17 protein-coding genes are annotated in these 20,179 nt (G+C 72.2%); all 17 read left to right on the top strand.

All coding sequences use genetic code 11. The features are described from left to right. Nucleotides 1-13: 13 nt before the first annotated feature. The 17 genes from pyrR (at nt 14) to ACQ143_RS01450 (ending at nt 20,174) form a co-directional block, all read left to right on the top strand. Nucleotides 14-544, top strand: coding sequence for a bifunctional pyr operon transcriptional regulator/uracil phosphoribosyltransferase PyrR (pyrR, locus tag ACQ143_RS01530; RefSeq protein WP_449568960.1), 531 nt, complete (start codon nt 14-16; stop codon nt 542-544). Beyond that, nucleotides 541-1,512 carry an aspartate carbamoyltransferase catalytic subunit gene (locus ACQ143_RS01525; RefSeq protein ID WP_449568959.1) on the top strand — a complete coding sequence of 324 codons (972 nt, stop codon included), beginning with the start codon at nt 541-543 and terminating at the stop codon, nt 1,510-1,512. The genes pyrR and ACQ143_RS01525 overlap by 4 nt, the downstream gene beginning before the upstream one ends. Further along, nucleotides 1,509-2,813 carry a dihydroorotase gene (locus ACQ143_RS01520; protein WP_449568958.1) on the top strand — a complete coding sequence of 435 codons (1,305 nt, stop codon included), beginning with the start codon at nt 1,509-1,511 and terminating at the stop codon, nt 2,811-2,813. Before ACQ143_RS01525 ends, ACQ143_RS01520 begins: the two co-directional genes overlap by 4 nt. Beyond that, nucleotides 2,810-3,343, top strand: coding sequence for a PH-like domain-containing protein (locus ACQ143_RS01515; RefSeq protein WP_449568957.1), 534 nt, complete (start codon nt 2,810-2,812; stop codon nt 3,341-3,343). The genes ACQ143_RS01520 and ACQ143_RS01515 overlap by 4 nt, the downstream gene beginning before the upstream one ends. Next, nucleotides 3,340-4,494 (top strand): glutamine-hydrolyzing carbamoyl-phosphate synthase small subunit, encoded by a 1,155-nt coding sequence (gene carA / locus ACQ143_RS01510; RefSeq protein WP_449568956.1) that lies wholly within the window; start codon nt 3,340-3,342, stop codon nt 4,492-4,494. The genes ACQ143_RS01515 and carA overlap by 4 nt, the downstream gene beginning before the upstream one ends. Continuing rightward, nucleotides 4,494-7,781 carry a carbamoyl-phosphate synthase large subunit gene (carB, locus tag ACQ143_RS01505; RefSeq protein ID WP_449568955.1) on the top strand — a complete coding sequence of 1,096 codons (3,288 nt, stop codon included), beginning with the start codon at nt 4,494-4,496 and terminating at the stop codon, nt 7,779-7,781. The genes carA and carB overlap by 1 nt, the downstream gene beginning before the upstream one ends. Next, nucleotides 7,778-8,659, top strand: coding sequence for an orotidine-5'-phosphate decarboxylase (gene pyrF / locus ACQ143_RS01500; protein ID WP_449568954.1), 882 nt, complete (start codon nt 7,778-7,780; stop codon nt 8,657-8,659). Before carB ends, pyrF begins: the two co-directional genes overlap by 4 nt. Then, complete coding sequence (gmk, locus tag ACQ143_RS01495; protein ID WP_449568953.1) at nt 8,652-9,548, top strand: guanylate kinase; 897 nt, start codon at nt 8,652-8,654, stop codon at nt 9,546-9,548. Before pyrF ends, gmk begins: the two co-directional genes overlap by 8 nt. 88 nt (nt 9,549-9,636) lie before the next feature. Beyond that, nucleotides 9,637-10,464, top strand: a complete 828-nt coding sequence (locus tag ACQ143_RS01490; protein WP_449568952.1) for an ABC transporter ATP-binding protein — start codon at nt 9,637-9,639, stop codon at nt 10,462-10,464. Between the two features lie 26 nt (nt 10,465-10,490). Then, nucleotides 10,491-11,519 (top strand): aliphatic sulfonate ABC transporter substrate-binding protein, encoded by a 1,029-nt coding sequence (locus ACQ143_RS01485; protein WP_449568951.1) that lies wholly within the window; start codon nt 10,491-10,493, stop codon nt 11,517-11,519. Further along, a complete protein-coding gene (locus ACQ143_RS01480) occupies nt 11,516-12,376 on the top strand; it encodes an ABC transporter permease (RefSeq protein ID WP_449568950.1) in 861 nt (286 codons plus the stop codon). Before ACQ143_RS01485 ends, ACQ143_RS01480 begins: the two co-directional genes overlap by 4 nt. Before the next feature lies 1 nt (nt 12,377). Beyond that, complete coding sequence (gene acs / locus ACQ143_RS01475; protein WP_449568949.1) at nt 12,378-14,393, top strand: acetate--CoA ligase; 2,016 nt, start codon at nt 12,378-12,380, stop codon at nt 14,391-14,393. A gap of 92 nt (nt 14,394-14,485) precedes the next feature. Next, nucleotides 14,486-15,823: an O-acetylhomoserine aminocarboxypropyltransferase/cysteine synthase family protein gene (locus ACQ143_RS01470; protein ID WP_449568948.1), complete on the top strand. Its 1,338-nt coding sequence runs from the start codon at nt 14,486-14,488 to the stop codon at nt 15,821-15,823. A 185-nt stretch (nt 15,824-16,008) separates the two neighbouring features. Then, nucleotides 16,009-16,521 (top strand): CoA-binding protein, encoded by a 513-nt coding sequence (locus ACQ143_RS01465; RefSeq protein ID WP_449569563.1) that lies wholly within the window; start codon nt 16,009-16,011, stop codon nt 16,519-16,521. An 85-nt stretch (nt 16,522-16,606) separates the two neighbouring features. Then, nucleotides 16,607-16,861, top strand: coding sequence for a DNA-directed RNA polymerase subunit omega (gene rpoZ, locus ACQ143_RS01460; RefSeq protein WP_449568947.1), 255 nt, complete (start codon nt 16,607-16,609; stop codon nt 16,859-16,861). A gap of 159 nt (nt 16,862-17,020) precedes the next feature. Then, nucleotides 17,021-18,214 carry a methionine adenosyltransferase gene (gene metK, locus ACQ143_RS01455; RefSeq protein WP_449568946.1) on the top strand — a complete coding sequence of 398 codons (1,194 nt, stop codon included), beginning with the start codon at nt 17,021-17,023 and terminating at the stop codon, nt 18,212-18,214. Nucleotide 18,215: 1 nt separating this feature from the next. Beyond that, complete coding sequence (locus ACQ143_RS01450; RefSeq protein WP_449568945.1) at nt 18,216-20,174, top strand: primosomal protein N' family DNA-binding protein; 1,959 nt, start codon at nt 18,216-18,218, stop codon at nt 20,172-20,174. Nucleotides 20,175-20,179: the final 5 nt, after the last annotated feature.

Genomic DNA, 20,179 nt, shown 5'->3' with positions numbered 1-20,179 from the left:
AAGGGAGCGGCGGATGAGCACGCGTACTGTGCTGCACGAAGCCGATATCGCACGGGCCCTGACGAGGATCTCCCATGAGATCCTCGAATCCAACAAGGGCCCCGACCGTCTGGTCATCCTGGGAATCCCCACCCGCGGCGTCACCCTCGCCGACCGCATCGCGAGCCTCGTCGGCGACATCGCCGGCACGCCGATCCCGGTCGGCGCGCTCGACGTCACGATGTACCGCGACGACCTGCACCGCAATCCGACGCGCACCCCGCGGCCCACCCAGATCCCGCCCGGCGGCATCGACGGCAAGGTGGTCGTCCTCGTCGACGACGTGCTGTTCTCGGGCCGGTCGATCCGCGCGGCACTGGACGCCCTGCAGGACATCGGACGCCCCGCCGCGGTGCGCCTGGCGATCCTCGTCGACCGCGGACACCGCGAACTGCCGATCCGCCCCGACTTCGTGGGCAAGAACCTGCCCAGCGCCCGCGACGAACGCGTGAACGTGAGCGTCGCCGAGATCGACGGCGTCGACGAGGTGACGATCGCGTCATGAGGCACCTGCTCGACACCAAGACGCTGTCGCGCGTCGACGCCCTGCGCATCCTCGACGTCGCCGAGGACATGCGCGACACCCAGTCCCGCGAGGTCAAGAAGCTGCCGACGCTGCGCGGCAAGACCGTCGTGAACCTGTTCTTCGAGGACTCCACCCGCACCCGCATCTCGTTCGAGGCGGCGGCCAAGCGCCTGTCGGCCGACGTCATCAACTTCTCGGCGAAGGGCTCGTCGGTGTCCAAGGGCGAGTCGCTGCAGGACACCGCGCAGACGCTGCAGGCGATGGGCGCCGACGCCGTTGTCATCCGCCACGCCGCCTCCGGGGCGCCGCACACCCTCGCCACGAGCGGCTGGATCTCGGCCGGCGTGCTCAACGCCGGCGACGGCACCCACGAGCACCCCACCCAGGCGCTGCTGGACGCGTTCACGATCCGCAAGCGGCTGTACGGCGACGACAGCCGCGGCCGGGACCTCGCCGGCATCCGGGTCACGATCGTCGGCGACGTGCTGCACTCCCGGGTCGCGCGCTCGAACGTGTGGCTGCTGACGACCCTCGGTGCACACGTGACGCTGGTGGGCCCACCCACCCTCATTCCACAGGATGTGTCGGCCTGGCCCGTCGACGTCGGCTACGACCTCGACGAGGCCGTCGCCGCCGGTCCGGACGCCGTCATGATGCTGCGCATCCAGCTGGAACGCATGCAGGCGGCCTATTTCCCCACTGAACGGGAATATTCCCGGCGCTGGGGGCTCGATGCGCGGCGCATCGCCGCGCTGCCGGACGGTAGCATTGTCCTGCACCCCGGGCCCATGAACCGTGGGTTGGAGATCTCCGCCGACGCCGCCGATTCCCCGCGGTCGACCGTGCTCGAACAGGTCGCGAACGGCGTGTCGGTGCGCATGGCGGCGCTGTACCTGCTGCTGGCGGGCGAGCGCACCACGAGTCACACAGAAGAAGAGGCACGATGACCGAGGCGACCCTCATCCGCGGCGCACAGCTGAGCACGGGCACCCGCACGGACCTGCTCCTGCGCGACGGCCGCATCGCCGAGGTCGGCTCGGGCCTCAGCCACGCCGGCGCCCGGGAGATCGACGCCGACGGCCTCATCGCCCTGCCCGGTCTCGTCGACCTGCACACCCACCTGCGCGAGCCCGGCTTCGAGGCGGCCGAGACGATCCTCACCGGGTCGCGCGCGGCCGCCGCCGGCGGCTACACGACGGTGTTCGCCATGCCCAACACCTCGCCGGTGGCCGACACCGCGGGCGTCGTCGAGCAGGAGCTCGCGCTCGGCGAGGCCGCCGGCTACGTGCACGTGCAGCCCATCGGCGCGGTCACCGTCGGGCAGCAGGGCCAGCGTCTGGCGGAGCTGGGCGCCATGGCCGCCTCCCGCGCCGCGGTCCGCGTGTTCAGCGACGACGGCTTCTGCGTCTGGGACCCCCTCATCATGCGCCGCGCGCTCGAATACGTGAAGTCGTTCGACGGGGTCGTCGCGCAGCACGCCCAGGACCCGCGGCTGACCGAGGGCGCCCAGATGAACGAGGGCAGCGTCTCGGCAGAGCTGGGCCTGACCGGATGGCCGGCCGTCGCGGAGGAGTCGATCATCGCCCGCGACGTGCTGCTGGCCGAACACGTCGGCTCCCGCCTGCACGTGTGCCACCTGTCGACGGCCGGGTCGGTGGACATCATCCGGTGGGCCAAGAAACGCGGCGTGAACGTGACCGCCGAAGTCACCCCGCATCACCTCCTGCTTACCGAAGAACTGGTGCGCGGCTACGACGCGCGCTTCAAGGTCAATCCGCCGCTGCGCCGCGACGAGGACGTGCAGGCGGTGCGCGCCGGCCTCGCCGACGGCACGATCGACATCGTCGCCACCGACCACGCCCCGCACCCCGACGAGACGAAGTCGTGCGAGTGGCAGGCCGCCGCCCACGGCATGGTCGGCCTCGAGTCCGCGCTGCGCGTCGTGCAGCAGGCGATGGTCGACACGGGGCTGCTCGACTGGGCCGATGTGGCCCGCGTGATGTCGGCCGCACCGGCCCGGATCGGGCGTCTCGCCGGCGCGGGCACCCCGCTGCAGGCCGGGGAACCGGCATCCCTCACCCTGTACGACCCGGCGCCCGTGCGCCGGTTCGGGCGGGACGACCTGCGCGGCCGCAGCCACAACTCGCCCTACCTCGGCCGCGAGCTGCCGGGCGAAGTGCGCTGGACGTTCTACACCGGCCGGGCGACCGTCGCCGACGGCCGCATCGTCGAGGAGGTGGCGGCATGACCCGCGAACTGGTGCTGCTGCTGATCGTCGCGTTCACCGTCGTGCTCATCGGCGTGGGCGTGTGGGCGTGGCTGCGGCGGCGACGACGCGACGCCGGGCTGACGGTGCCCTATGGCGAGGTGCCCGACGGTGCGACGACGACGGCGACCTTCACCGGGCTGTACGTCGCCACCACCCGGCACGGCGACCCGCTCGAGCGGCTCGCCATCGGCGGCCTCGCGTTCCGCTCACGGGTGGACATCACCGTCACCGACCGGGGCGTGGCCCTCGACCTGACCGGTCAGCCGCGCATCTTCCTGCCCGCCACCGACATCTCCGACGTCGCGCAGGCGACCGTGGCGATCGACCGGGTCGTCGAGAAAGGCGGCCTGGTCCGGGTGACCTGGCCGGCCGGCGACACCCCGGTCGACAGCTACCTGCGCGCCCAGGACGCCTCCGCCCGCACCCTCACCGATGCGATCGCCGCGATCCTGCCGGCGCCGACATCACCCCCGACATCCACGACCACCCCGACGGGAACCGACTCATGACTTTCACCCCCGATCCCGCCGTCCTCGTGCTCGAAGACGGCGGCCGCTACGCGGGACGCGCCTACGGCGCCCGCGGCACCACCTTCGGCGAGGTCGTCTTCGCCACCGGCATGACCGGCTACCAGGAGACGCTGACCGATCCTTCCTACGCGGGCCAGATCGTCCTGCAGACGGCGCCGCACATCGGCAACACCGGCATGAACAGCGAGGACGTCGAATCCCGCCGCATCTGGGTGGCCGGCTACATCGTCCGCGACCCCTCCCGCGTCGTGTCGAACTGGCGCTCGGAGGAGTCGCTGGACGACGCATTGATCCGCGACGGGATCGTCGGCATCAGCGGCATCGACACCCGCGCGGTGACCCGCGTGCTGCGGTCGGCCGGCGCGATGCGCGGCGGCGTCTTCTCCGGCGACGCGGCGGGGCTGGACCCCGACGAGCAGCTGCGGCTGGTGCGCGAGGCCCCGCAGATGGCGGGCCGGAACCTGTCGTCGCAGGTGTCGGTGTCGGCCGCCGAGGTCACGCCCGCGACCGGGGAGCGCATCGGCAATCTCGCCGTGCTTGACCTGGGCGTCAAGCAGGCCACCGTCGACAACCTCGCCGCGCGCGGGTTCGACGTGCACGTGCTGCCGCACAGCGCCACCATCGAGGACATCCGCGCGATCGACCCGGTCGGCGTGTTCTACTCGAACGGGCCGGGCGACCCAGCCGCCAGCGACGCGCACGTCGCGCTGCTGCGGGACATCCTCGACGACCGGCTCCCGTTCTTCGGCATCTGCTTCGGCAACCAGCTGCTGGGCCGCGCCCTCGGGTTCGGCACCTACAAGCTCCCGTTCGGACACCGCGGCATCAATCAGCCGGTGCTCGACAAGGAGACCGGCCGCGTCGAGATCACCGCGCACAACCACGGCTTCGCCGTCGACGCACCCATCGAGGGCGTCACCGACAGCCCGAACGGCTACGGCCGCGTGGAGGTCAGCCATGTCGGCCTCAACGACAACGTCGTGGAGGGCCTGCGGGCCCTCGACATCCCCGCCTTCTCGGTGCAGTACCACCCCGAGGCGGCTGCGGGACCGCACGACGCCAACTACCTGTTCGACCGTTTCCGCGACCTCGTCGTGAGGACCAACGCCGCCCAGGCGGAGGGGAAGTAATGCCCAAGCGCGACGACATCAGCAGCGTCCTCGTCATCGGCTCCGGCCCGATCGTGATCGGCCAGGCCTGTGAGTTCGACTACTCGGGCACCCAGGCGTGCCGCGTGCTGCGCGAAGAGGGGGTGCGCGTCATCCTGGTCAACTCCAACCCGGCCACGATCATGACCGACCCCGACTTCGCCGACGCGACCTACATCGAGCCGATCACCTGGCAGGTCATCGAGACGATCATCGCCAAGGAGAAGCCGGACGCGATCCTGCCCACCCTGGGCGGCCAGACGGCGCTGAACGCGGCGATCGACCTGCACAAGAACGGCGTTCTCGACAAGTACAGCGTCGAACTGATCGGCGCGAACTTCGAGGCGATCAACAAGGGCGAGGACCGCCAGATCTTCAAGGACCTGGTCATCGCCGCCGGGGCCGAGGTCGCCGCCTCCCGCATCTGCCACACGATGGACGAGGTGCTCGCCGGGGCCGCTGAGCTCGGCTACCCGCTGGTGGTGCGCCCCTCGTTCACGATGGGCGGCCTGGGGTCGGGCTTCGCCTACGACGAGGAGGACCTGCGCCGCATCGCCGGGGCCGGCCTGCACGACTCGCCCACCCACGAGGTGCTCCTGGAGGAGTCGATCCTCGGGTGGAAGGAGTACGAGCTCGAGCTGATGCGCGACACGTCCGACAACACGGTCGTGGTGTGCTCCATCGAGAACGTCGACCCGGTCGGCGTGCACACCGGCGACTCGATCACCGTCGCCCCGGCGCTCACCCTCACCGACCGCGAGTTCCAGAAGCTGCGCGACATCGGCATCGACATCATCCGCGCGGTGGGCGTGGACACCGGCGGCTGCAACATCCAGTTCGCCGTCGACCCCGCCACCGGCCGCGTCATCGTCATCGAGATGAACCCGCGGGTGTCGCGGTCGTCGGCGCTGGCCTCCAAGGCGACCGGCTTCCCGATCGCCAAGATCGCCGCCAAGCTCGCGATCGGCTACCGCCTCGATGAGATCCCCAACGACATCACCAAGGTCACCCCGGCCAGCTTCGAGCCGACGCTGGACTACGTGGTCGTGAAGGTGCCGCGGTTCAACTTCGAGAAGTTCCCCGCCGCCGACACCACCCTGACCACGACCATGAAGTCGGTCGGTGAGGCGATGGCGATCGGCCGCAACTACGCGACGGCCCTGCAGAAGGCGCTGCGTTCGCTGGAGAAGCGCGGGTCGAGCTTCCACTGGGGCGAGGAGCCGCGCTCGGTCGACGAGCTGCTCGAGATCGCGAAGACGCCCACCGACGGCCGCATCGTCGTGCTGCAGCAGGCGCTGCGCAAGGGCGCGACGGTCGAGCAGGCGTTCGCCGCCACCGCGATCGACCCCTGGTTCCTCGACCAGATCGTGCTGATCAACGAGGTCGCCGACTTCGTCGCCGCGGCCGACGAGTTGGATGCGGACACGCTGCGCATCGCGAAGGAGCACGGCTTCAGCGACGCGCAGGTGGCGCAGCTGCGGGGGCTCACCGAGACCGAGGTCCGCGGCATCCGTCACGCCGGCGGCATCCGCCCTGTCTACAAGACCGTCGACACCTGCGCGGGCGAGTTCCCCGCCCTGACCCCGTACCACTACTCGTCGTACGAGACCGAGACCGAGGTCACCCCCAGCGACCGGCAGAAGGTCGTCATCATCGGGTCCGGGCCCAACCGCATCGGGCAGGGCGTCGAGTTCGACTACTCCTGCGTGCACGCCTCGTTCGCGCTGTCGGATGCCGGATATGAGACCGTCATGGTCAACTGCAACCCGGAGACCGTCTCGACCGACTACGACACCAGCGACCGGCTCTACTTCGAGCCGCTGACCCTCGAGGACGTCCTCGAGGTGCTGCACGCGGAAGCGGCGTCGGGGGAGATCCTCGGTGTCATCTGCCAGCTGGGCGGCCAGACGCCGCTGGGCCTGGCCAAGGGCATCGAGGAGGCCGGGTACACGATCCTGGGCACGCAGCCGGCCGCGATCGACATCGCGGAGGAGCGCGAGCAGTTCTCGCAGCTGCTGAGCCGTGCGGGCCTGCTCGCGCCGCGCCACGGCACCGCCACCGACCAGGCCGGCGCCATCGCGATCGCCGAGGAGATCGGCTACCCCGTGCTCGTGCGTCCCAGCTTCGTGCTCGGCGGCCGCGGCATGGAGATCGTCTACGACACCGACAGCCTGCGCGACTACTTCGTGCGGGTGGCCGATCAGGCCATCATCGGCGAGGGGGCCCCGCTGCTGGTCGACCGGTTCCTCGACGATGCGGTGGAGATCGACGTCGACGCCCTGTACGACGGCACCGAGCTGTACATCGGCGGCGTCATGGAGCACCTCGAAGAGGCCGGCATCCACTCGGGCGACTCGTCGTGCACGCTCCCGCCGATGTCGCTGGGCCGCACCGAGATCGACCGGGTGCGCGAGGCGACCCTGGCCATCGCCGAGGGCGTGGGCGTGCGGGGTCTGCTGAACGTGCAGTTCGCGGTGTCGGCCGGTGTGCTCTACGTCATCGAAGCCAACCCGCGCGCCAGCCGCACCGTGCCGTTCGTGTCGAAGGCGCTCGGCATCCCGCTGGCCAAGGCCACCAGCCGCATCATGGCCGGCGCCACGATCGACCAGCTCAAGACCGAGGGACTGCTGCCGGCACAGGACGGCTCCCGCGTGCCGCTGGACGCGCCGGTGGCGGTCAAGGAGGCCGTGCTGCCGTTCAAGCGGTTCCGCACCGCCGAGGGGCACACCGTCGACTCGGTGCTCGGACCGGAGATGCGCTCCACCGGCGAGGTGATGGGCATCGACCGGGACTTCCCGACGGCGTTCGCCAAGAGCCAGGCGGCCGCGTACGGCGGCATGCCGACCTCCGGCACCGTGTTCCTCTCGGTCGCCGATGACGACAAGCGCGCCGTCATCCTGCCCGCCCACCGGTTGCAGGAGCTCGGGTTCCGGCTGGTCGCGACCGAGGGCACGGCGGAGATCCTCGCGCGCAACGGGATCCGCGTGGAGACGGTGCGCAAGTTCTCGGAGACGCAGGGTACGGGCGAGCGCAACGTGATCGACCTCATCGATGCCGGGGAGATCGACATCGTCGTGAACACGCCCTCGGGCGGCATCGCCCGCGCCGACGGCTACGAGATCCGTGCCGCGGCCGTGGCGGCCGACAAGGCGCTGTTCACGACGATGGCGGTGCTGGGCGCGGCGGTGTCGTCGCTGCCGGTGCTGCGGTCGGGCTTCGCGGTGCGCAGCCTGCAGGAGTACGCCGCCGACCGGATGGCGGCGGTATGACCTCATTCGGCTCGCGACTGCGCGCGGCGGTGGCCGAGCGCGGGCAGCTGTGCGTGGGCATCGACCCCCATGAGGCGCTGCTGCGCGACTGGGACCTCACCGTCGACGCCCGGGGCGTGCGCGAGTTCGCCCTGCGCGTGGTGGATGCCGCGGAAGGGCGCGTCGCGGTCGTCAAGCCGCAGGTGTCGTTCTTCGAACGGTGGGGCGCGGCCGGGTTCGCGGTGCTCGAGGAGGTCCTGGCGGCGGCCCGCGCCGCGGAGCTCCTCGTGATCGCCGACGCCAAGCGGGGCGACATCGGCTCGACGATGGACGCGTACGCGGCCGCCTGGCTCACCCCCGGCGCGCCGCTGGAGGCCGACGCGGTCACCCTGAGCCCGTACCTCGGGTTCGGGGCGCTGCGCGGCACCATCGCGGCCGCCGAGCAGGCCGGCAAGGGGGTCTACGTGCTCGCCGCCACGAGCAACCCCGAGGCGTACGGAGTGCAGAGCGCGGAGCTCCTCGAGCATGAGGCGTACGACGACGACACGATCGAGTCGCGCGGGCAGAGCGTCGCGGACATGAACTGCCGGGCCGCCGGCAGTGCCAACCGGAGCGCACAGCAGGCGGGCCAGTGGGGGAGCACCGGCGTCGTCCTCGGCGCGACCGTCGACCGGGCCCGGCTGCGCATCCACGACTCCTGGCTGGATGCCACGCCCATCCTGGCGCCGGGCTTCGGGGCGCAGGGCGCCCGTCTGGAAGACGTGCGCGGCCTGTTCGGCCGGCTCACCCCGCAGGTGCTGGCCTCGGCCAGCCGCAGCATCCTCAGCGCCGGCCGGCAGGGGCTCACCGGCGCCATCGACTCCCACAATCGACAGCTCCAGGAGGGCATCCATGGCTGACCGGCAGGGTCCGCCCGAGGTCGACCGCGTCGCCGCTTCCCGTCGCGCCGTCGCCGCCCGGCGGGAACGCGCCGCGCTCAAGCGCGATGTCGCGACGCGCGTCATCACCCCGCAGGAGCTGCTGCGCCGGGCGCAGGACCGGCCGGACACCCCCGCCGGCGCCATGCGGATCACGGAGTTCCTCACGGCGATCCCCGCCGTGGGGGAGGGCAAGCGCGACCGCATTCTGGCATCCCTGGGCATCTCGCCGGTCAAGCGCCTCGGCGGCCTGGGCGTGCGGCAGCGCGTGGCGCTGCGGCGCTACCTCGACGAGCGCTGGCCGGAGCCGTCCCCGCGCGCCGGGCGCAGCAATCTGCTGGTGCTGGCCGGACCCACCGCCGTCGGCAAGGGCACGGTGGCCGCGCACATCAAGGACCACCACCCCGAGATCATGCTGTCGGTGTCGGCGACCACCCGCAAGCCGCGACCGGGGGAGGTCGACGGCGAGCACTACTTCTTCGTCGACGACGCCGAGTTCGACCGGCTGATCGCCGACGGCGAGCTGCTCGAGCACGCCACGGTACACAACGCCTACCGGTACGGCACCCCGAAGGCGCCCATCGAGGCCGCGCTCGCGCAGGGCCGGACGGTGCTGCTGGAGATCGACCTGCAGGGTGCCCGGCAGGTGCGCGCCGCCGCCCCGGACGCCAACCTGGTGTTCCTGCTGCCGCCCAGCTGGGACGATCTGGTGCAGCGTCTCGTGGGCCGCGGCACCGAGGACGAGGAAGAACGGGCGCGGCGGCTGAAGACCGCGCGCCGCGAGCTGGCCGCACAGGCCGAGTTCGACCACCGCGTCGTCAACGACGAGGTGGCCCGCGCCGCCGCCGAGGTCGCCGCGCTCGCGCACTGACCCGGTCGGGACGCCGCCTTCGCCCCGGGTGGTTTCCGTTCATTACGGCCGACTTCGCCATCGACGCGGATGCCGGGACGATGGTGACATGTCCAGCACACTCCTCGCGCCGCCGCGCGCCACGGCGTCCGTCGCCGACGTGGCCGTGCGGGTCGACCGGGTCGGCCGCGCCTTCGATGTCCCCACCGGTCGCCGCCCGGTGCTGCACGGTGTCGACATCGAGATCGCGCCCGCCGAGATCGTGGCCGTCGTCGGCCCCTCCGGCTGCGGCAAGTCGACCCTGCTGCGCCTGATCGGCGGTCTCGACCGGCCCACCACCGGAACGATCGAGGTCGACGGCTCGGCCGTCTCCGACACCGACGAGCGCACCGCCGTCGCTTTCCAGGAGTCGCGCCTGCTGCCGTGGCGCACCCTCGCCCAGAACGTCCAGCTCGGACTGCGCCGCGGCACCGCCCGCCGCGAGGGCGCCGCCCGCGTCGCCGAACTGCTGCAGCTGGTGGGCCTCGACCACGCCGCGCAGCTGCGCCCGCGCGAAGTCTCCGGCGGCATGGCGCAGCGTGCCTCGCTGGCCCGCGCCCTGGCCCGCAACCCCGAGGTGCTGCTGCTGGACGAGCCGTTCGGGGCTCTCGACGCCCTGACCCGCCTGCGCATGCAGGATCTGCTGCTCGAGATCCACGCCGCCCAGCCGACCACGATCGTGCTGGTCACCCACGACGTCGAAGAGGCCCTGTACCTCGCCGACCGCGTGCTGCTGCTGCGCGCCCTCGACGCTGACGACCCCGCCGCCGGCTCGATCGCGCGCACCGTCACGGTGCCCGGCGAACGGCCTCGCGATCGCGCCGACGGCGCACTGGCCCGGCTGCGCGCCGAGCTGCTCGAAGGCCTCGGCGTCGACACCCACACGTCCACTCACTGACACCCACCACCACCTGAGGAACCCGAATGAACCGCATCGCCCGCCGCACGCTGCCCGCTTTCGCCATCGCCGGCACCGTCATGCTCATGGCGACCGGCTGCATCGCAGGGGAGAACGCCGACGCGGCCCCGTCCGGCGACAGCGAATGGTCGACCAGCACGCTGAAGATCGACTGGGCCACCTACAACCCGCTGAGCATCATCCTCAAGGAGCAGGGCATCATCGAAGAGGCCCTGGGCGAGGGCGTCACCGTCGAGTGGGTGCAGTCGACCGGGTCGAACAAGGCGAACGAGCTGCTCCGCTCCGGTTCGGTCGACGTGGGCTCGACCGCCGGGTCGGCCGCTCTGCTGGCGCGCGCCAACGGTTCCCCCATCCAGGTCATCGACATCTACTCGCAGCCGGAGTGGTCGGCCATCGTGGTCCCCGCCGGCAGCGACATCACGACGGTCGCCGACCTCGAGGGCAAGAAGGTCGCCGCCACCGTCGGCACCGACCCGTACTTCTTCCTGCTGCAGGCGCTGGGCACCGAGGGTCTCACGATCCAGGACGTCGAGCTGCAGAATCTGCAGCACGCCGACGGCTGGTCGGCTCTGGCCGGCGGCTCGGTCGACGCCTGGTCGGGGCTCGACCCCATCATGGCCGCCGCCCAGGTCGATGCCGACGCGCAGCTGATCTACCGCAACGTCGACTTCAACACCTACGGCTTCCTCAACGCGACCGAGGAGTTCCTGACCGATCACCCCGACGTGGCGCAGGTCGTCGTCGATGCCTACGAGCAGGCCCGCACGTGGGCGCTGGACAACCTCGACGAGACCGCCGCACTGCTGGCCGACGCCGCCGAGATCGCCCCCGAGGTGGCCACCACCGTCATCCAGGAGCGCTCGAACCTCGACGTCAGCGGTGTGCCCGGCGAGGACCAGCTGGCCGTGCTGAAGGTCATCGCGCCGGTCCTCGTCGAGTCCGGCGACGTCGCCGGGGGCCTGGATGCCGTGAACGCGGCGCTCGACACGATCATCAACGCCTCGTTCGCCGAGAAGGCGGTGAACGGGCAGTGAGCCTCGCGGGCCAGGAGTACCTCACCGGCGACGCGGCCGTGCCGTCGCCGGACCCGGTCGAGGCACCCTTGTCCGTCCCCGCCACCGCGAGCCGCTCCTTCTGGGAGCGCACCTGGGTGAAGATCGTCGGCGGCGCCCTCGTGCCGCTGGCCGTGCTGGTCGCCTGGCACGCGGTCACCGTCACCGGCATCATCCCGCCCTACCGGCTCGCGCCCCCCGGGGCGGTGCTGGCCGCCGCCGTGGACCTCGCCCAGCGGGGCGAGCTGTGGATCCACATCGCCATCTCGGTGCAGCGGGTGCTCATCGGCTTCGCGATCGGCTCGGTCATCGGCCTGGCGGTGGCGGCGTTCGTCGGCCTCACCAAGGGCGGCGACGTGCTGCTCAGCCCCATCCTGGCGGCGTTCCGGGCGATCCCGTCGCTGGCCCTGGTCCCGCTGCTGATCCTGTGGATGCAGATCGGCGAGGAGTCCAAGATCACGCTCATCGCCATCGGCGCGTTCTTCCCCGTGTTCACGACCGTGGCGTCGGGCCTTCGCCATGTCGACCCGCAGCTGGTCGAGATGGGCCGCTCGTTCAGCCTGCGCGGGTGGAATCTGCTGCGCACCGTGCAGCTTCCGGCCGTAATCCCCTCGATCGTCTCGGGGCTGCGGCTGGCGCTCGCCCAGGCGTGGCTGTTCCTGGTGGCGGCCGAGCTGCTGGGCGCGTCGATGGGCCTCGGCTTCATGCTGACCGACTCGCAGAACACGGGCCGGGTCGACCGGCTGCTGCTGGCGATCGTCCTCCTGGCTGTGCTCGGCACGATCTCCGACCTGCTGGTCAGCTTCGCGCACCGGCGCCTGCTCAAGAAGTGGGCGTGAGATGACGCTCGAGCAGGTCGCCGACGAGTTGCGATTGGTCGAAACCCGCACCTATCCGCCGTCCGGCGCGTTCACCGCGCAGGCGAACGTGACCGCCGACGCCTACGCCACGGCCGCGGCCGACCCGATCGGGTTCTGGGAAGATGCCGCCCGACGCCTCGACTGGGCAGAACCCTGGCACACCGCCCACGAGTGGGAGCCGCCGCTGCCCGGCCCCGACGGCGCCCTGTCGGTGCCGGCCGCGCGCTGGTTCGCCGGCGGCCGGCTGAACGTCGCGCACAACTGCGTCGATCGGCACGTCGCCGCCGGCCGGGGCGCGAAGGTCGCGCTGCACTTCGAGGGGGAGCGGGGCGACCGCACCACCGTCACCTACGCCGACCTGCAGCGCCGCGTCTCACGGGCTGCCAACGCCCTGCAATCCCTCGGCGTCGAGCCCGGCGACCGCGTCGTGGTGTACCTGCCGGTGCTCGTCGAGACCGTCGTGATCACCCTGGCCTGTGCCCGCATCGGCGCCGTGCACTCGCTCGTGTTCGGCGGCTTCTCGGCCGAGGCGCTGCGTTTCCGCCTCGAGGACACGCGCGCCAAGGTGCTCGTCACCAGCGACGGCCAGTTCCGCCGGGGCCAGGCCGTTGAAGTCAAGTCCGCCGCCGATGCGGCCGCCGCCGGGCTCGCGCACGTCGAGCACGTGCTCGTGGTGCGCCGCACCGGCGACGACATCGCGTGGACCGACGGCCGCGACCTGTGGTGGCACGACGTCGTCGACACCGCCCCCGCCCACCACGACGCCCGGCCCTTCGACGCCGAGCATCCGCTGTTCATCATCTACACCTCGGGCACGACCGGAAAGCCCAAGGGCCTCGTGCACACCTCGGGCGGTTACCTCGCACACGCGAGCTGGGCGCACTGGGCGCACTTCGACGCCAAGCCCGACGACGTGCACTGGTGCACGGCCGACCTCGCGTGGGTCACCGCGCACACGTACGAGATCTACGGACCGCTGTCGAACGGCCTCACGCAGGTGATCTACGAGGGCACGCCCGAGACTCCGCACCGCGAGCGTCACCTCGAGATCATCGAACGCTACGGGGTGACCGTCTACTACACCGCGCCGACGCTGATCCGCTCGTTCATGGCGTGGTTCGGCGCCGAGCTGCCCGGCGGCCACGATCTGTCGTCGATCCGGCTGCTGGGCACGGTGGGCGAGGCGATCAACCCCGAGGCGTGGGTATGGTTCCGCCGCACCTTCGGCCGCGACGAGGTGCCGGTCGTCGACACGTGGTGGCAGTCCGAGACCGGCGCCGCGATGATCGCCCCGCTGCCGGGCGTCACGACGCTCACGCCCGGTTCTGCCAGCGTGCCGCTGCCGGGCATCGACGCGGCCGTCGTCGACGCGCACGGCCGGCCGGTCGAACCGGGTCGCTCCGGCACGCTCGTGGTGCGGCGCCCCTGGCCGGGCATGGCCCGGACGGTGTGGGGCGACCCCGAACGCTACCGCGACGCCTACTGGACCGCCTACGCGGGCCACGGCGACCATGGCGCCTTTTACGTCGCCGGCGACGGCGCGACCGTCGACCCCGACGGCGCGATCCGCATCCTCGGCCGTCTCGACGACGTCGTGAACGTCTCGGGGCATCGCCTGTCGACCATCGAGATCGAGTCGGCGCTCGTCGCCCACGACGGCATCGCCGAGGCGGGCGTGACCGGCGTCCCCGACGCGGTCACCGGTCACCGGGTGGCGGCTTTCGTGGTGGTGACGGATGCCGGAGTGCCGCATGAGGCGCTGCGCGCCCAGGTGGCCCGTCAGATCGGCCCGATCGCGAAGCCGTCGCACGTCTATGCCGTGCCCGAGCTGCCCAAGACCCGCTCGGGCAAGATCCTGCGCCGTCTGCTGTCACAGTTGTGGGAGGCGGAGCAGGAGCGCCGGGCCGGCCGAACGCCGGCACCGCTGGGCGACACCACCTCGCTGCAGAACCCCTGGGCCATCGCCGACATCGCCGCCGTCCTCGCCGACGCCTGACGTACCGACGCCAGACGCCCAGCGTCCCACCTGTCCACCCGCCCCACCCCACCCGAGACGCCTGACCGACCCGCCCCGAGCCGAAAGCAGACATGACCGACGAACACCGCTTCGGATTCCGCACCCGCGCCCTCCACGCCGGCGGCACGCCCGACGCCGCCACCGGGGCGCGTGCCGTGCCCATCTACCAGACCTCGTCGTTCGTCTTCGACGACGCGAACGACGCCGCGAACCTGTTCGCGCTGCAGAAGTACGGCAACATCTACTCGCGCATCGGCAACCCCACCGTCGCCGCGCTCGAAGAGCGCCTCGCGTCGCTCGAGGGTGGCATCGGCGCGGTGGCGACCGCGTCGGGCATGAGCGCCGAGTTCATCACGTTCGCGGCCCTCGTCGGCGCGGGCGACCATGTCGTGGCGTCGGCCCAGCTCTACGGCGGCACGGTGACTCAGCTCGATGTGACCCTGCGCCGGTTCGGCGTCGACACCACGTTCGTCGCCTCGACCGACCCGGCCGACTACGCCGCAGCGATCCGCCCCGAGACGAAGGTGCTGTACGTCGAGGGCATCGGCAACCCGTCGGGGGAGATCGCCGACATCGAAGGGCTCGCCGAGGTCGCGCACGCGGCATCCATACCCCTCGTCGTCGACTCGACCCTCGCCACGCCCTACCTGTCGCGTCCGCTCGAGCACGGGGCCGACATCGTCATCCACTCGGTCACGAAGTTCCTCGGCGGCCACGGCACCACCCTGGGCGGCGTCGTCATCGAGAAGGGAACCTTCGACTGGGGGAACGGGAAGTTCCCCACCATGACCGAACCGGTGCCCAGCTACGGCGGCATCCGCTGGTGGGACAACTTCGGCGAGTACGGCTTCCTCACCAAGCTCCGCTCCGAGCAGCTGCGCGACATCGGCCCGGCCCTGAGCCCGCAATCGGCGTTCCAGCTGCTGCAGGGCATCGAGACCCTTCCGCAGCGCATCGACGCGCACGGTGCGAACGCACGCATCGTCGCCGAATGGCTCGATGCCGACCCGCGCATCTCGTTCGTCAGCTGGGCGGGACTGCCCGGTCACCCGCACCACGAACGCGCCCGGAAGTATTTCCCGAGCGGACCGGGCTCGGTCTTCGCTTTCGGCGTGCGGCCGGCGGGCACGTTCGACTCCGACGACGACCGGCTGCGCGCGGCGCGGCAGACGGGGGAGAAGGTCATCGACGCGCTCCAGCTGGCGTCGCACCTGGCCAACATCGGCGACGCCCGCACGCTGGTGATCCACCCGGCGTCCACCACCCACCAGCAGCTCACGCCCGCGCAGCTGGCCGCGGCCGGGGCGCCGGCGGACCTCATCCGCATCTCGGTGGGTCTGGAAGACCCCGAAGACATCCTGTGGGACCTGGATCAGGCCCTGACCGCAGCAACGGGAGAGACCCGATGACCGATGTGAACGCGTGCGCGATCCCCGCGCCGAGCGACGCCGCCGCCTGCGCCCTGCCCGGCCCCGCCGACGGTGCCGCCTGCGCCCTGCCCGGCCCCGCCGACGGTGCCGCCTGCGCCCTGCCCGGCCCCGCCGACGGTGCCGCCTGCGCCCTGCCCGGCCCCGCCGACGGTGCCGCCTGCGCCCTGCCCGGCGCGGCGGCCGCCCACCCGGAGCGCACCTGGCGCGGGCCCAGCGCCCCCGAGCGCCTCGCCCTGCTGCGGCGCGCCCGCACGGTCGCCATCGTCGGCGCCTCCGACAACCCGGCCCGGGCCAGCTACTTCGTGGCCACCTACCTTCTCGGCAGCGCGGACTACGACGTGTACTTCGTCAACCCACGGGCGACCGAGATCCTGGGACGCCCCGCCTACGCGTCGCTGGCCGATCTCCCGGTCACCCCCGACATCGTCGACGTGTTCCGCAAGCACGACGACCTGCCCGGCGTCGCCGGCGAGGCGGTCGCGGCGGGCGCGCAGACGCTGTGGCTGCAGCTGGGGTCGTGGCACGAAGGGGCGGCGAAGATCGCCGAGGATGCGGGACTGGCCGTCGTCATGGACCGGTGCCTGAAGATCGAGCACGCCCGCTTCCACGGCGGGCTCCGGCTGGCCGGCTTCGACACCGGCGTCATCAGCTCGAAGCGGCAGCTCCTCAGTCGCTGACGACGGCGTCCGGTAGACTGGTCGGATGCCGCGGCCCGACCGCGCCTGAGTCTTTCCCACCGCCATCCGATCCAGGAGGTCCTCCATGGCCAATCGCGACCAGGGCATCATCGACCCGCCCATCGACGCACTCCTCGAGAAGGTCGACTCGAAGTACCAGCTCGTGATCTACGCGGCCAAGCGCGCGCGCCAGATCAACGACTACTACTCCGACCTGCACGAGGGGAACCTGTTCGACAACGTCGGCCCCCTCGTCGACTCGAACGTCGAGGACAAGCCGCTCACGATCGCGCTGCACGAGATCCACGAGGACAAGCTGCGCCTGCGCCCCGTCGAGTGAGACCATGACGCCGCATGGCGTCACCGTGCCCGCGCGTCCCCGCATGTCGGGGAGCGCGGGCATGATGGTTAACACCCCCGCGGTCAACACCCCCGCCCGTCCCGTCCGCGCCGGTCGCGTCCGCGCCGCGGACCGGCCGACCACTCGTCTGGAGCCACGATGAGCCCGCTGCGCCTGTTCACCTCCGAGTCCGTCACCGAGGGGCACCCCGACAAGATCTGCGATCAGATCTCCGACAGCATCCTCGACGCGCTGCTGGCGGCCGACCCCGGCAGCCGGGTCGCCGTGGAGACCCTCGTGACCACGGGGCTGGTGCACGTTGCCGGCGAGGTGCGCACCGACGGGTACGTCGACATCCCCGGCATCGTCCGGCGCGTCGTGAACCACATCGGCTACACCTCCAGCGACACCGGCTTCGACGGCGACTCGTGCGGGGTGACCGTCTCGATCGGCGAGCAGTCCGGCGACATCGCCCAGGGGGTCGACACCGCCCTGGAGCACCGCGAAGGCGGTTCGGTCGACCCGATCGACGCACTCGGCGCCGGCGATCAGGGCATCATGTTCGGCTACGCGACCACGGAGACCCCGCAGCTCATGCCGATGGCCGCGTGGACGGCCCATCGTCTGGCCGAACGGCTCACCGAAGCCCGCCGCAGCGGCGCGCTCGGGTTCCTCCGCCCCGACGGCAAGACCCAGGTCACCCTCGGCTACGACGGCGCCGTGCCGCGGACGGTCGACACGGTCGTGCTGTCGACCCAGCACAACCCCGACATCTCGATCCCGGCGCTGCGCGCCGCGGTGCAGGCCGAGGTCATCGACCCGGTGCTGGCCACCACCGGCCTCGACGTGTCCGACGTGAAATACGTCATCAACCCTGCCGGGCCGTTCGTCACCGGCGGCCCGAAGGGCGACGCGGGGCTGACCGGTCGCAAGATCATCATCGACACCTACGGCGGCGCCGCCCGGCACGGTGGTGGGGCGTTCAGCGGCAAGGACCCCTCCAAGGTCGACCGGTCGGCCGCCTACGCGATGCGCTGGGTCGCCAAGAACGCGGTCGCGGCGGGCCTGGCCGACCGCCTCGAGGTGCAGGTGGCGTACGCGATCGGCCGCGCCGCGCCGGTGGGCCTGTATGTGGAGACCTTCGGCACCGGGCACGTGGCCGACGAGGTGATCACCGCCGCGATCCGCGACGTGTTCGATCTGCGTCCGCAGGCGATCATCGCCGAGCTCGACCTGATCCGGCCGATCTACGCCGCCACCGCGGCCTACGGGCACTTCGGGCGCGAGCTGCCCGCGTTCACCTGGGAGCGCACCGACCGCGTCGAGGAGCTGCGCGCCGCCGCCGGACTGTGACGTGACCGCCGTCGCCCGGGTCCTCATCGACTCGCCGCTGCCGCAGCTGGACCGCCTGTTCGACTACGCGGTGCCCGCCGAGCTGGCCGACGAGGCGCTGCCGGGCGTGCGCGTCAAGGTGCCGCTGCGCAGCGCCGGGCGCGTGGTGGAGGGCTGGGTCGTCGAGCGGGGCGAGATCGTCGAACCCGACCGGCCGCTGTCGGAGATCGACGCGGTCGTCTCCCCGGTGGCCGCCCTCACCCCCGAGCTGTACGCGCTCGCGCGCAAGGCCGCCGACCGCGCCGCCGGATCGGCCGGCGACGTGCTGCGTCTGGCGATCCCCAAGCGGATGGTGCGCGCCGAGAAGGCGTGGCTGGCCTCAGGCCCGGTGTCGGCGCCCGTGGTGTCGGCCGAGGCCGGCCGGTGGGCCGCCGACGTCCTGGACGTCTATCCGGGCCTGGCCGCCGCGATCGCGGCGGGCGACCGGGTCGCCGTCGACGCCCCGCCGCATCCCGCCGCCGAACGGGTGATCGGCGCCTGGGCCGAACTGCTGGCGGCGATCGCGGTGGCCACCCTGGCCGCCGGGCGCAGCACGCTGCTCGTGGTGCCCGACCAGCGCGACCAGGATCAGCTGCTGACCGCACTGGAAGGGCGCGCCCCCGACGAGGCCGTGCTGCGTGACGACGCGCGCCGGTCCGGCCCCGAACGCTACGCCGGCTACCTGCGGCTGCTCAGCCCGGCACCGGCCATCGTCGTCGGCAACCGGTCGACCGTGTACGCGCCGGCCCACGCCGTGGGCGCCGTCGCCATCTGGGACGACGGCGACCCCCTGCTGGCCGAACCGCTGAGCCCCGGCATCCACGCCCGGGACGCCGCCCTGGTGCGGCAGGAGCTCGAGCACAGCGCGCTCGTGTTCGCCGGGCACACCCGCACCACCGACGTCGAACGCCTCGTGCAGCTGGGCTGGGTGCGTGATCTGCCCGCCGCCCGGCGGGTGAGCCCCCGGGTCATCCTGTCGGCCACCCGCGAGGGGGAGTCCCGCGGCCAGCGGGTGCCGTCGGCCGCGTTCGCCGCCGCCCGCGAGGCGCTGACCGCCGGCCCCGTGCTGATCCAGGTCGCGCGCCCCGGCTACGCCCCCGTGCTGGTGTGCGCGGACTGTCGCACGCCCGCGCACTGCGCCCACTGCGGCGGGCCCATGCGGGCGCGGCGGGCCGGCGCCGTGCCGGACTGCACCTGGTGCGGGCGGTCCGCACCGAACTGGACGTGTGCGAACTGCCGGTCGTCCCGGCTGCGGATGGCGTCGTCGGGCAGCGAGCGCACCGCCGACGAGCTGGGCCGCGCGTTCCCGAACACGCGCGTCATCATCGCCGACGGCGACCACCCGGTGTCCCGCGTCGAGGACCGACCCGCCCTGGTCATCGCGACCCGCGGCGCGGAGCCGGCCGCGGTCGGCGGATACCGCGCGGTGATCCTGCTCGACGCCGACCGGATGCTCATGGCCGAGCAGCTGCGGGTGGGGGAGTCGTGTCTGCGCTGGTGGTCGAACGCCGGGGCTCTGGCCGCACCCGGCGCTCCCGTGCACCTGGTGGGCGTCTCCGGGCCCATCGCACGCGCGCTGGCGACATGGACCCACGCCGCCTATGCGCGCAGCGAGCTGGCCGACCGGGCGCCGCTGCTGATGCCGCCGGTGGTGCGCGTGGCCGCCGTCACCGGCACGGCGACCGCCGTCGAGGCCGCGCTGGCCCGGCTGCGCGACGAGGTCCCGGAGCTGCCCGCCGCGGCCGTGCTCGGCCCCGTGCCGGTCGACGAGGGCGGCGTGCGGGCGCTCGTGCGCTTCGAGTACGGGCTCGGCCGCCGCGTCGCCGAACAGCTGCGCGCGGCCGTCGTCGCCGACGCGATCCGCGGCCGGCGGCGCGGGAAGGGCGCGACGGCGCCGACTACACTCAGGGTGCGGCTCGACGTGCCCGAGCTCGATCTGTGAGGAGT

The sequence above is a fragment of the Microbacterium pollutisoli genome, assembly GCF_053586795.1.
This window is presented reverse-complemented; position numbering and strand designations above follow the sequence as displayed.